This is a genomic window from Variovorax sp. 10L426 (genome assembly GCF_056395305.1).
This window is the reverse complement of the sequence record NZ_JBFTJF010000002.1, coordinates 309,600-322,318: the sequence shown is the minus strand read 5'-3', so window position 1 is coordinate 322,318 and position 12,719 is coordinate 309,600. Positions and strand designations below refer to the sequence as shown.

Sequence of the window (12,719 nt, the reverse complement as noted above, 5' to 3'; positions counted from 1 at the left end):
ATGCGTGCCCCAGCCAGTACAAATTCAATCATCAACCGGCAGATGACCGTCACCGCGTCGCCATTGGTCGAGACACTCACCGAGATCAACATCGTCGACCTGATGGATTCGGTGGGCCTGCTGGGCCTCCGTCGCACGCCTGTGGGCCGCTTGTTTCAGCCTGCAGCCCGCCGCTTCGCATGGACTGCGCACGAGTTCGACAACCGCGTCGGCCAGCATGGCCTTGCGCAAGGCAGCGCGTGGCTGATGAGCCGGATGACCGCCGGCATCGTCACCTCCGGCCTGGAATACGTTCCGCCGCAAGGTCCCGTGATCATTCTGGCAAACCACCCCGGAATGACCGACACGGTCGCACTCTTCACCAGTCTCGCGTCTCGTCCCGACCTTCGGGTGATTGCCTCGGATCGCCCGTTTCTTCGCGCCTTGCCCAATGTCGCGCGGCAACTGATCTTTCTTCCTGATGAAGAAAGCGGGCGGATGGCCGTCATTCGAACTGCCGGCAGGCACTTGCAAGAGGGCGGCGCTCTGCTGACATTCCCGGCGGGAGAGATCGAGCCCGATCCCGCCACCTTTGGTCCGCACCGGGCAGCGGCGTCATTGCGGAACTGGTCCAGCAGCTATACCTTGTTCGCCCGGATGGCCCCTCGAACGCGGTTCGTGCCCGCGCTGGTGAGCCATGTCATTTCGCCGGATGCACAGAGGCATCCGCTCACTCTGTTGCGCCGCACGGAGCGCAACAAGGAAAAGCTCGCTGCAGCGCTGCAGGTGGCGCTGCCACGCTACCGCGATCTGGTCGCCAGGGTCACATTCGGCAATTCGCCGAGCGCGGGGCCGGACGGTGCGCAGCCGCTCGACGCATCCATCGCAGCGCAGATGCGCGACCTCATCTTCGCGACCGGGTCGGCTCAGCGCACGGCCGGGTTGCAGGACCCGCTCTGAGTCGAACAGGACAACGCGCAGGGTGCTTCTCCGGGCAAATGGGAGGCGAGTCAGACGCGACCGCGCATGCGGTTGGAAGGCGTCTTACACAGATTTCATTTCAGCTCGCCATACTGAGCGCGGAAGCGCGCTGAGGTGGCCAATGAGAACCGATCTTTTTCGGGCACGCGGCACGGACGGACGAATCCATATCGTCTTTCGCCGCACTCCAACATACGCCGTCAAGAGTGTGTACGGAACGATCACTCGACAGCGGGAGCCCAAGTTCTATCTCGGCAACGGCGACCCGCTGGAGTGTGCCGAGACCTATGACACTTTCAGGACGCCGGCAGGCGACCTGGTCGTCCGGCTGATACTTCCCAAGTCCGCCCTGCGCAGGTGGAGGGGCTGACGGTGCTAGTCGGTTCCCAGTTGCGCTTTCAGGAATGCAACCGTGCGCGACCAGGCGAGCTGGGCGGCTGCCGCGTCGTATCGCGGCGTGGTGTCGTTGTTGAAGCCGTGCTGTGTGCCGGGATACTGATAGGCCGTGAAGCGCACGCCCGCAGCACGCAGGGCCGCTTCGTAGGCGGGCCATGCCGCATTGATTCGCTCGTCGATTTCGGCGCGCTGGATGAGCAGGGGCGCCTTGACCTTCGCCGCTTCCGCGGGTGCAGGCGTGTTGCCGTAAAAAGGGACGCCCGCATCGAGGTCAGGCAGCCTGACCGCCAACTGGTGGACGATGCCGCCACCGTAGCAAAAGCCGACGACGCCAAGCTTGCCGGTGGCATCGGGTCGCGATCTCAGCCAGGTTGCGGCTGCCAGGAAGTCATTGAGTGCATGGGCCTGGTCCAATTTCGCGAAAGCTTCGCGCGCCTTGTCCTCGTCGCCCGGATAGCCTCCAAGGGGTGTCAGGGCGTCCGGTGCGAAAGCCATGAAGCCGTCAACCGCCAGGCGCCGCGCGATGTCCTCGATGTGCGGATTGAGGCCGCGGTTCTCGTGAATGACGAGCACTGCGGGCAGCCGCTTCTCGCCGGCGCTCGCCAGGCGCACCAGGTAGCCGCGTACCGTGCCACTGCCGGAAGGCGAGGGATAGCTCACGCGCTCGATCTTGAGCCTCGGATCGCCGGGCGGTACTTGCTGCCCGGCCGCGAAATTGGGGCTCAGCGCCGCCAGCAATGTCGTGGCCGCGACGCCCGCCTTGGCAAATTTCTGTGCCTGGCCCAGGAACGAGCGCCGGTCCAGATCGCCATGGACGTAGGCGTCGAAAAGAATGAGCAGGTCCTGGTCGAAATCGTTGGCGGTAAGACGTGGCGGCATGGCGGGGCGTGGGAAGTCAAGACGCACAGAATAGCCCGGACGGCGGTAGCCAATCAAGGTGGGGGTGTATGCGTCTCTGCAGCCTCAACCTCTCATTCGACCGTTGCTCCCGAGCGCTTCACGACCTCAGCCCATTTGACGCGCTCGGATTGGATGTATTTCGTGAGTTCCTCCGGCGTCGAGCCGATGGGCTTGACACCGTCCGACGCGAAGCGCTCGCGCAATTCCTTCGATTGAAGCGCAGCCACCGATCCATCATGCAGGCGCTTGACGATTTCCGGCGGCGTGCCGTGCGGCGCGAGCAGCGCATACCAGACGCCGGATTCATAGCCCGGAACACCTGCCTCGGCGATGGTCGGCACATCCGGCAGTGCTGGCGAGCGTTGGCTGGACGTCACCGCGAGAACCCGGATCTTGCCCGCCTTGATCTGCGCGTTGCCGGTCCCATAGCTCACGAACATCGCCTGCACATTGCCCGAGAGAAGGTCGGTCAGTGCCGCGCCACCGCCCTTGTAAGGCACGTGCACGAGATCGATGCCGGCCATCGACTTGAGCAGTTCCATCGACAGATGCAGGCCGCTCCCATTGCCCGTCGATGCATAGGACATGCCGCCGGGCTTCGATTTGGCGAGCTTGATGAACTCGGCGAAGTTCTTCACAGGCAGCGACGCGTTGACCGCGAGGAAGTACGGCGCCGAGCCCAGCAGCGTGATCGGCACGAAATCATTGAGGGCGTCGTAGCGCAGCTTGGGATACAGAGCCTGGTTGATGGCCAGTTGCGAGGTCAGCGCAAGTACCACCGAATATCCATCGGCAGGCGACTGGGCCACGTTCTCCATACCGATGTTGCCGCCCGCGCCGCCGCGGTTGTCGATGATGAACGAGCCACCCAACTGCTTGCCCAATTCCTGCGAGAGCGGACGGCCGACCACGTCCCCGCCACCGCCCGGCGAGTAGGGGACGACGATGCGCACCGGCCTGTCAGGATAGGGCGCGGCCATGGCCGACAGCGAAACGGTCAGGACCGCAAGCAGCGAGAGAAGTCTTTTCATGATGTTGTCTCCGAGTTCGAAGGAATGAGTGTGGAAGAGGCCGTCGCGCCATGCGCGATCGCCGCAACAGCGGCGTCCAGTTGCGCCGCAGTCGCCGACAGGTGAGCGCGGCAGGATTGCGTCCAGGCAAGATCAGCGGCGACTTCCTCCTTTTGTTGGGCAAGCATCCGGTTCACCTCGGCGATCTGTGGGCCGCCAATCCCCTTGCGACCGAAGACCATGTATTCGGGGCTCGATACCTCTGCGAATGCTTTCGCGTCCAAGGGGAAGGCATGGGACGCCATGGACTCGTAGATGCGTGCGGCCTCGCGGTAGGGAATCTCGCGCAGGCTGAGCTGGCGCGCGCGGCCGAAGTCCGTCAGTGCCGATGCGAAGTGATGGCCGATGCGGAAGGGGACGTCCGCGCGCTGCAGCAGGGCATCGGCGATCTCGGTCGCCGTGGAATAGTCGCCATGGACCTCGGCCAGTGCGCGCTCCCTGTCGACGACAAGCCCGCCGAGGACCTTGCGCAGGAGTTCGAACAGGGCGAGGGCGCGGGAACTGGGCACCGGGTCGTAGGACCGGTAGTCGAACATCCCCGTGCGCACGTTGTGTGCCATGAGGGACACGGCCTGCATGTCGCCGAGCAGCATGCTGCTCTGCACGCGCAGTTGCTCCAGGGCAGCCGGATTGCGCTTCTGCGGCATGATGCTGCTGACCCCCACGAGTTCGCCCCGCTGCAGGGTCATCCACGGCGTCGGCGCCGCATATTGCGCATGAAGATCCTGGGCGAACTGCCCGACCTGGACGGCCGCGATGCCGAGTGCCGCCGCCACCTCCAGGCTGGTGTCGACCGGCGCGAGATGGTTGGCGTCGTAGGCGTTCTGGACCAGACCCTCGAATCCCAAAAGGGAAGCCAGGCGGTGGCGGTCGAGCGCGAAACTCGACGTCGTCAGGGCCGCTGAACCCAGTGGCCCCTCGTTGACATGCCTGTACGCGGCCCGCAGTCGTGAGGCACTGCGAGCCAGTGCGCCGCCCACGCCGAGCAGGTAGTGGGCCAAGGTCGTCGGCTGGGCCTGCACGCCATGCGTATAGGCCGGGATGATGGTTTCCTTGTGCGCCTCAGCAAGGCCAAGCAACGCTTGGCGGGCCAGGATCAGCGCATCGCATTCGTCCAGCACACCTGCGCGGAGATTCATGCGCGCGATGGTCGCCGAGATGTCCTGCCGGCTGCGTCCGCAATGCAGTCGCGATGCATCGGCGCCTACGACGGCAAGCAGCTTCGGCTCGTAGTCGAGGTAGTCGGCGGACCACTGTCGGGGCCCGTCCCGCTCGGATTCGATCACCGCGAGGATGCCGGTCGCGATGCGTCTGGCCACGTCCGCCGACACGATTCGCGCATCGGCCAGCGCAACGATGGAGGCCTTGTTGATCTGGTCGAGGTACGCCAGAGAGAGTCCGCCACCGCGGAAGCTCGCGTTGACGTCGTGGGAATCGGCTGCCTCTTGCATGTTTCTGGTTTCCTGATGGCTTGGCTGCATCGATTCTTGATCTCGCGGATCATTGTGTGAAATGAATATTCAGGTCGCTATCATTGCCACAAAGGAATACTGGAAAGAACAATGCCCATTACCTTCCAGCAACTCCAGTGCATGCGCCAGGTGGTCGACAGCGGCTTCAGCGTGTCGCGCGCCGCCGAATCGCTGCATACGACGCAGCCCGGCGTGAGCAAGATGATTCGCGCCCTGGAAAAAGAGATCGGCGTCGAGCTGTTCGTGCGATCAGGAAACCGTCTGACGGCGCTGACCGAGCCTGGCAAGGAAGCGCTCTCGCTTTGCGCGCGGGTTCTGCAGGACGCCCAGACTCTCAAACGCCTGAAGCAGGACCTGCCCGCCGATAGCGAAGGCACGCTGCGCGTGGGCACGACGCACATCCACGCGCGCTATTCGCTGATCGAAGTGACCAAACAATTCCTTTCCATCTATCCGCAGGTGAAGCTCGAGTTCACCCTGGGCCCGCCGTCCCAGATCCTGGCGGGAGTGACGGCGGGCACCATCGACATCGGCCTTTGCACCCTCCCGGACCCGATGCCCAAGGGCGTTGTTTCGGTGAAGGCCTATGACATCGACCGGTGCCTGATCGTGCCCCCGCGGCATCCGCTGTTGAAGATGGGGAAGCTGACGATGGAACAGATCGCGCGATGGCCGCTCATCACCTACGACAGCAGCTACACATCCGGGTCCGTCGTCCAAGGTGAGTTTCGAAGGCATGGCATCACGCCTTGGGTGGTGATGCGAGCCATGGACGCCAGCATCATCAAGGCCTATGTTGCTGCCGGCGTGGGCGTCGCCGTGCTTCAGAAGATGGCGTTCAACGCGGCGCTGGACAGGGACCTGCGCTCCATTCCGATCGACCATCTGTTTCCATCGTCAAGCGCAATGATCAGCTTGCGAAAGGACCATCTGTTGAAGAAGTTCGCCTTCGACTTCATCCGCATGGTCGCGCCTGAATGGTCGCGTGAAGCTATTGAGGCCCAGCTTCATCCATAGGCGTCGGCTCATACGGCGACCCCGAACACCCTGGCGAACGCAGCCGCGCCCTTTGGTGAAACGCTCACCACGCGCGAGCGCGGTGCCCGCAGAAGCCAACCCTCCCGTGTATAGAGATCAAGCAACGCTGCGCCCAGCGCGCCTGCGAGGTGCGGGCGCCGCTGGGTCAGGTCGACGCAGCTGCGTGCGAATACGCGCCGGTTGCGGCCGTCGGTGCTTGCGTCGACACCGAGGTCAGCGAGCTTGCTCTTGCCGAGGCGGGTCAGTTCGTACTTCTGGGCGTCGTCGTGCGCCAGCCAGCGGGCCTTGAGCATCGCTTCGAGGATCTCCACCGCAACCTCGCCTGCAAGATGGTCATAGCAGGTCCGTGCGTGCAGGAAGTGGCTGGGCATGGAACGAACGAGCGGCGGCTGCGGGGGTACGCGCGGCGGGGACTTCGCGCCGAAGGAGGCCAGGCTCTCGATCAAATGCGCTGCATCGGCTCCCGCAATGCGGAAGTAGCGGTGGCGCCCCTGCGATTCGGCGACCAACAGGCCGCCCTCCACCAGCTTTGCCAGATGGGCGCTCGCAGACGGGGCAGAGACGTTGGCCGCGAATGCAAGCTCGCCGGCAGGGCGCGTGGTGCCGTCGATCAGCGTCCAGACCATGCTGGCACGAGCCGGGTCGGCGAGCAGCGCGGCAATGCGGGGGATGTTGAGCGCGTCTTTCATATTTCACTTGACGATGAAGTGTTCGTGGCCCGATGGTGATCACAATAGGTGTCAATGTCCAGAAAGGACTCACATGACTGTCAACACGGCATTGCCAAACCGGGAGCGCAGGCGGCCGGCCATCTTCTATGGTTGGGTCGTTGTCGCGGCGGCGTTTGCCACCACCTTCGTCGGCTTCGGCAGTGCTTACACCTTCAGCGCCTTCGTCGGTTCTTTGCAGGCCGAATTCGCCGCATCACGCGGCTCGGTGTCGCTGGTTTTCTCGCTGGCGGGCTTCCTGTACTTCGGCCTTGGCGTGCTGAGCGGCCCGCTGGCCGACCGATGGGGTGCGCGCCGCCTGGTGATCGCAGGCATGGTGCTGACGGGCGCTGGACTGGCGCTCGCCGGCATGGCGCGCACGCTCGGACAAGTCTATGCGGCGTACGCGCTGGGGGTAGGGCTGGGGGTGGGCTTGGCGTACGTGCCTGCGCTGGGCACCATCCAGCGCTGGTTCGCGCGCCGGCGCGGCTTCGCATCGGGGCTCGCGGTGAGCGGCATCGGCGTCGGCACGCTCGTGATGCCACCCCTCGCCTCGTTCCTGATCGGGCACTGGGACTGGCGCATGGCCTACCTGATCCTCGGTGCACTGGCCGCGGTTGTCGGCGTGGGGATGGCGCTGCTGATCGCGGACGACCCGCGAGAGCGCGGCTTGCTGCCGGATGGCGAGCTGGCGCCCCCCGTGTTGCCAAGCGGTGTACCGACGCCTGTGCCCGAGGGCTATTCGTTGAGGGAAGCGCTGAAGACGCCGCGATTCATCGGCCTGTATGCCGCGTGTCTGGTCTCGTCGTTCGGTCTGTTCGTCCCGTTCGTGCACCTCGTACCCTTTGCGCTCGACCATGGCGTTCCGCAGGCCTCGGCGGTGCTGCTGCTCGGGGCGATCGGGGTCGGCAGCACCGCCGGACGCTTCGTGCTGGGCAATCTCGCCGACCGCATGGGACGCCAGCCGGCGCTGCTGCTCATGTACGCCGGCATGGCTGCCTCGATGCTCGTCTGGATGATGTCGACCGGCGCGACCGGGCTCGCCGTGTTCGCGCTGGCCTTCGGCGTTTTCTATGGCGGCTATGTGGCCTTGCTGCCGGCGCTCGTGGCGGACTACTTCGGCGGCAGGAATATCGGCGCCATCATCGGCGTGCTCTACACCGGCGTGGCGCTTGGCACGCTGGTGGGTCCGAGCGCGGCGGGCTTTGTGTTCGACGTCACGCACAGCTATACGCTGGTGATTGCCGCGAGCATCTTCGGCAATCTTGCCGCGGGCGGAATCGTGCTCGCCATTGCGCGACAGAAGGCTCGCTGAAGGGCCTTGCAGGCGCAAGCATTCGAATCGCCATGCACTGAGCGCTTCGGAAGGTGCCAAGTGTCCGACCGAGGCACGCCTTCAGGACTGGCGCCTTTTCCCCGATCTACTGACGACTCGAGCCGCCTGGGCCGAGGATTGTCGGGGCACCAATTGAGCCATCGGCCCGGAAGCCGAGCGACGTGTCGTGTCACCGCGCAGGTGATCGAACAGCAAATCGATCGCCTGGTGCGCGACCTGGTCGAGGTGCAAGTCCACTGCGGTGAGCGGTGGGTCGCAGGTGCGGGCGCGCACGCCGTCGTAGCGGGTCACGACCATCACATCCTCCGGAATGCGCCGGCCCGCAGCGCGGATTGCGTTGACTGCGCCCACGGCGAAGGCATCCACCGGCACGCAGAATGCGTCGATTTCGGGGTGCGCCGCCAGCAGGGCGCCAGCCATTTCCTGGCCCCCGTTCTCGCCATGCGCCTCGTCGGCTGTCGCGAACAACCATGGCTGCACGCGCTCGGCGATGAACTCTTCATAGGCCACCCGGGCCTGGACATAGGAATTGCGCTGCGCCGAACCCAGGATCATCGCGATCATGCGCGCGCCCTGCGCATGCAAGTGCTCGAGCAGGAGCCGGGTGGTCTCTTTGGAATGAATGTCCACATGGGGGACAGTTTCGACAGTCTCGCTCAGGCCGAAAGGCGCTCCGATCGTCACGACCGGCAGGCCCTGGCGCCTCAGATAGTCCAGGTTCGCGTCGCCGGCCGAGGGCTCGATGACCAGCGCGCCATCGACGTCCAGGAGTTCGAGCGGCACCTTGCCGCTTTCCATCGGCGGCGCGAGCACAAGGGCGAGGTTGCGATCAAGCGCCGCAGCGGCCGCGACCGCGGCGATTTCCATCATGAATCCCAGACGCGAGGGACCACCCGCCACCGCAAAAGGCATCGAGGACAGCAGGACGATCATGTGCGCCTCGCCTGTGCGCAGACGCTGCGCGTGCCTGTTGGGCCGGTAGCCGAGCTTCAAGGCTGCCTTTTCGACCCGCGCCCGGGTCTCGGCGTCAACTTGTCCGCGGGCGTTGAGGGCGTGCGAAACCGTGGTGGGCGAAACACCCGCCTCCCGGGCCACGTCCTTGATGTTGACCTTCCGCACAGCACTTGGAAGCATTCTGTTGACCTTTTCCAAAGACAGTGATTCAATCGCCCAAATCGTTTTGGGAATGACCTGAAATGTACTTCAGCCCGCCTTCGGCGGATTTTTTTGCACTGGCGCCCAAATCGATTTGGGCGCCGCCCGGACCAAAGGAATCGATCATGTTCCGTGCTTCCGACACCCCCGCAGTGGACGCCATGTTGCCCTGGCCGCAAATGCTTCTGTTCGGCTTGCAGCACGTACTCGTGATGGCTGCCGTGCCCATCACGTCGGCTTTTCTGGTCGCCAAGGCACTGGGCCTGTCGTCGGAACTGACTGTCAACCTGATCAGCGCCACATTCCTGCTGTGCGGCATCGGTACGCTGCTGCAATCGTTCGGCCCCTGGAAGTTCGGCGCGCGTCTGCCCTTCGTGATGGTGCCTGGCGGCGCGCCGATCGTGATGTTCCTGACGATCGCGCAACAGCGCGATCTGCAGACGGCGTCGGGTGCGGTCATCCTTACCGCACTTTTCTACTTCCTGGTGCTGCCGGTCTTTTCGCGCTGCATCAGGTTCTTTCCGAAGATTGTGATCGGCACCTTGCTGATGCTGGTGTCGATCAACCTGGTCAAGGTGTACGGCGGCATCATCGCTGGCAAGCCCGGAACGCCAACCTTCGCAGATCCGGCGCACATCGGCCTCGCGCTCGCGACCGTCGGTTTCACCGTGCTGTTCGCGCGCGTATGCAAGGGCATGTTCGGACAGTTGGCCGTGCTGCTGGGCTTGGTCGCGGGCACGGTCCTCGCGTCCCTGTGCGGAATGATGGATTTCGGCGGCGTGGCGGTCGGGCCCATGTGGAGCGCGCCGACCCTGCTGCCCTTTGGCATGCCGCACTTCGACCCGGTCGCAGCCTTGCCACTCCTGATCTTCAGTGTCATTTCAATGGTCGAGGCCACCGGCCAGACCATTGCCGTTGCCGAAGTCGTAGGAAAGAAGATCGATCCGCGCGACGTAGTGCCGCGAACGATCCGCGGCGACGCGCTGATCTCCCTGGCGGGAGGATTCTTCGGCACCTCGATGATCATCACCAGCGGCGAGAACATCGGTATCGTGCGCGCCACCAACGTGCGCTCCCGCTACGTGACGGCTACAGCTGGCGCCATCCTCGTTCTCATCGCGCTCACAGCGCCGCTGGGCCGCCTGGCCAGCGCCATTCCCGAGGCAGTGGTGGGCGGTACGGCCATGGTGGTGTTCGCCATCATCGGCACCATCGGCATCGACATCCTGCGCAAGGTCGACCTCCATGAACGCAGCAACATGTTCGTGCTGGCCGGCGCGCTGACGATGGGCCTGCTGCCAATCCTCGTGCCTGGCCTCTATAGCAAGTTCCCGCCAACGCTCCAACTCGTGCTGGGCAATGGTCTGGCCATGGGCGCTCTCACCGCCATCGTGCTCAACATCCTCTTCCACCACCTTGCCGCGGCGCGCCGCGACGACAACAACGAAACGTCGACTCCCGAGCGGGCGCCGGCGGCCCAATGATGAACCCAACCAATACCCTGACCGAGGCCGCCCACTTCGCGCACGACTCGCTGCTACTCGTTCCCGATCACCTGATGCTGCGCGAAGGGCCGGTGCAGGACCACGCCGTGATGGTCGAGGGCGGCAAGTTCCGCGACATCGGCCCGGTGGCCGACCTGGCCGCCCGCCATCCACATCTGACGCCAATGCGCCTGCCCGGCAAGCTGCTCATGCCTGGGATGATCGACGCGCATCATCATCTGACTCAATCCTTCGGCAAGTCGCTGGCCTACGGTGAGCCCTCCGAAATCTTCCGTCGCGTATGGGTGCCGCTGGAGGCGAGTCTGGACGACGAATTCGTCTACGGCGTCTCCAAGCTCGCCGCGCTGGAATCGCTGCGCGGTGGCTTCACGACCGTTTGCGATGCCGGGACGCGCGCCAAGGGGGACATCGCCGCACTTGCAACGGCCACCCAGGAGGCAGGGCTGCGCTGCGTGTTGGGGCTGATCTGCAACGACGGTGGCAATGACAGTGCGCGAGTCGAGCGCGACGAACTGAAGGCACGTGCCGAACGATTCCTGCAGAAGTGGTCGGGCGCGCCGCTGATTCACCCCTCGCTGGCGATCTCGGTGCCTGAGGCGGCTTCCGACGAGATGCTCGTCGCCGTGTCGGCCCTGTGCGCCGAGGCACGCACGATCTTCCAGACGCATGTCAACGAACATCTCGCCTCGGTCGAGCGTTCGGTCGTGCAACGCGGCATGCGCCCGCTGGAGCTTCTTGCGCACCTGGGCGCCCTCGGTCCGCAAGTGCTCATCGCACACGGAACACTGGTGACGCCCAGCGAGCTCAATCTTCTTCGGCAGACCGACACTGCCGTCAGCTACAACCCGGTCGCCAGCCAGTGGAAGGGCAATGCGGTGGCGCCGGCGAACCTGATGGCAGCGCTGGGGATCCGCTTCGGACTTGGCACCGATGCCACCCGAAGCGATGCCTTCCGCCTCATGGACGCCGCCGAAGCAGCGCAGAAGCTGGCCTTCGGGCTTGCCATTGGCGACGCGTCATGCGGCGGCGGGTGGACCTGGCTCGACCATGCCACTCACGATGGCGCGCGCGCCATCGGCCTGGACCATCTCGTCGGAGAGATCGCAGTCGGCAAGGAGGCGGACTTCCTGCTCGTCGATGTCGACACACCGGAGCTCTGCACCTCGGTCGACTTGACATGGGACCTCGTGCGATTGGGCAATCGGGACCAGATCGAAGCGGTATTCGTGGCGGGAAAGCTGCGACTCTGGAAGGGCTGGCCGACCGATTGGGACGCGCGCTCGCTGATGCGACAGGTTGCGCGCGTGGCCGGCGAGGCGATCGCGAAGGCGCCGATCCAGCGCCTGCATCCGACGGCGGCACAGCATCGCCAGCTGGGCACCGCGGCGACGATCGGGGCCGCGCTGTGAGCGTCGAGCAGCTTATCGTCATCTCGCTGGTGGTCGTCTTTGCCGCTTTCGTCCAAGGCGCGAGTGGTGTCGGCTTCGCGCTCATCGTCGCACCAGTGATCGGCCTCTTGCGGCCCGAGTTGCTGCCAGTGTGCGTGCTGGTGCTGATGTTGCCCTTGAACCTCTACGTGGCGTGGCGCGAACGTGCGGCGATCGACCGCGCTGGCGCGAGTTGGATTACCGCGGGGCGCATCCTCGGGACAGCGGGCGGCCTGTGGGTGCTGGCAGTGTTGAGCGCGAATCACCTGGCCTTGTTCGTTGGCCTGTCGACCGTCGCCGCGGCGCTTGTCACTCTCGTGATGCCGGCCTTCTCGCCCGGCCGACCGGCCTTCGTCGCGGCTGGACTCGTCACCGGCGTCACTGAAACCGCCACAGGCATCGGTGGACCGCCACTGGCGCTGGTCTACCAGCACCATGCGCCGCCCATCGTGCGTTCGACGATCGCCCTGTGTTTTCTCGTTGGCGAAGTGGTGTCGCTGGCAACATTGCTGGCTGCTGGCCGCATCGATTCAGCGCAGCTTGTCGCCGCGTTGAGCCTGCTGCCGGCGTTGCTTGTCGGCGCCGGGCTCAGCCGGGTCGTGCACGAACGGATCAACGGACGGTTCCTGCGAGCCTTCGTTCAGGTGTTCGCCATCACATCGGGAGTCGTATTGCTGGCGCACGCGGTCTGAGGTCTGGTGCTCGTGCAATCGGTCAGCCGGAACATGCGAGACCGGCCCATCGACGAAATCG

The 12,719-nt window shown here is 64.8% G+C and carries 11 protein-coding genes; 6 read left to right on the top strand and 5 right to left on the bottom strand.

What is annotated here, in order from left to right:
- The first annotated feature begins 42 nt into the window (after nucleotides 1–42).
- Nucleotides 43–939, top strand: a complete 897-nt coding sequence (locus AC1DHL_RS04135; RefSeq protein ID WP_478160799.1) for a 1-acyl-sn-glycerol-3-phosphate acyltransferase — start codon at nucleotides 43–45, stop codon at nucleotides 937–939.
- 396 nt (nucleotides 940–1,335) lie between these two features.
- On the opposite strand, the gene AC1DHL_RS04130 is transcribed toward AC1DHL_RS04135, so the two are convergent.
- The 3 genes from AC1DHL_RS04130 to AC1DHL_RS04120 form a co-directional block, all read right to left on the bottom strand.
- On the bottom strand, nucleotides 1,336–2,235 hold the full coding sequence (locus AC1DHL_RS04130; RefSeq protein WP_478160797.1) for a dienelactone hydrolase family protein: 900 nt from the start codon (nucleotides 2,233–2,235) through the stop codon (nucleotides 1,336–1,338).
- Between the two features lie 92 nt (nucleotides 2,236–2,327).
- A complete protein-coding gene (locus tag AC1DHL_RS04125) occupies nucleotides 2,328–3,287 on the bottom strand; it encodes a Bug family tripartite tricarboxylate transporter substrate binding protein (protein ID WP_478160795.1) in 960 nt (319 codons plus the stop codon).
- Nucleotides 3,284–4,777 (bottom strand): lyase family protein, encoded by a 1,494-nt coding sequence (locus AC1DHL_RS04120; RefSeq protein WP_478160793.1) that lies wholly within the window; start codon nucleotides 4,775–4,777, stop codon nucleotides 3,284–3,286. The genes AC1DHL_RS04125 and AC1DHL_RS04120 overlap by 4 nt, the downstream gene beginning before the upstream one ends.
- Nucleotides 4,778–4,888: 111 nt before the next feature.
- On the opposite strand from AC1DHL_RS04120, the gene AC1DHL_RS04115 reads away from it, so the two are divergent.
- Complete coding sequence (locus tag AC1DHL_RS04115; RefSeq protein ID WP_478160791.1) at nucleotides 4,889–5,815, top strand: LysR substrate-binding domain-containing protein; 927 nt, start codon at nucleotides 4,889–4,891, stop codon at nucleotides 5,813–5,815.
- A gap of 8 nt (nucleotides 5,816–5,823) precedes the next feature.
- Here AC1DHL_RS04115 and AC1DHL_RS04110 read toward each other — a convergent pair whose 3' ends face one another.
- Nucleotides 5,824–6,525, bottom strand: coding sequence for an ArsR/SmtB family transcription factor (locus AC1DHL_RS04110; protein ID WP_478160789.1), 702 nt, complete (start codon nucleotides 6,523–6,525; stop codon nucleotides 5,824–5,826).
- Between the two features lie 73 nt (nucleotides 6,526–6,598).
- Here AC1DHL_RS04110 and AC1DHL_RS04105 point away from each other — a divergent pair, with 73 nt between their 5' ends.
- On the top strand, nucleotides 6,599–7,858 hold the full coding sequence (locus AC1DHL_RS04105; RefSeq protein ID WP_478160787.1) for an MFS transporter: 1,260 nt from the start codon (nucleotides 6,599–6,601) through the stop codon (nucleotides 7,856–7,858).
- An 81-nt stretch (nucleotides 7,859–7,939) separates the two neighbouring features.
- Here AC1DHL_RS04105 and AC1DHL_RS04100 read toward each other — a convergent pair whose 3' ends face one another.
- Entirely contained in the window at nucleotides 7,940–9,013 is a 1,074-nt protein-coding gene (locus tag AC1DHL_RS04100) for a LacI family DNA-binding transcriptional regulator (protein WP_478160785.1), read from the bottom strand.
- 146 nt (nucleotides 9,014–9,159) lie between these two features.
- Here AC1DHL_RS04100 and AC1DHL_RS04095 point away from each other — a divergent pair, with 146 nt between their 5' ends.
- Genes AC1DHL_RS04095 through AC1DHL_RS04085 form a run of 3 tightly spaced genes read left to right on the top strand, consistent with a single transcriptional unit; the run spans nucleotide 9,160 to nucleotide 12,658 of the window.
- On the top strand, nucleotides 9,160–10,518 hold the full coding sequence (locus AC1DHL_RS04095; RefSeq protein ID WP_478160783.1) for a uracil-xanthine permease family protein: 1,359 nt from the start codon (nucleotides 9,160–9,162) through the stop codon (nucleotides 10,516–10,518).
- Nucleotides 10,518–11,948, top strand: coding sequence for an amidohydrolase family protein (locus AC1DHL_RS04090; RefSeq protein ID WP_478100359.1), 1,431 nt, complete (start codon nucleotides 10,518–10,520; stop codon nucleotides 11,946–11,948). Before AC1DHL_RS04095 ends, AC1DHL_RS04090 begins: the two co-directional genes overlap by 1 nt.
- On the top strand, nucleotides 11,945–12,658 hold the full coding sequence (locus AC1DHL_RS04085) for a TSUP family transporter (RefSeq protein ID WP_478100357.1): 714 nt from the start codon (nucleotides 11,945–11,947) through the stop codon (nucleotides 12,656–12,658). Before AC1DHL_RS04090 ends, AC1DHL_RS04085 begins: the two co-directional genes overlap by 4 nt.
- The last annotated feature ends 61 nt before the right edge of the window (nucleotides 12,659–12,719 follow it).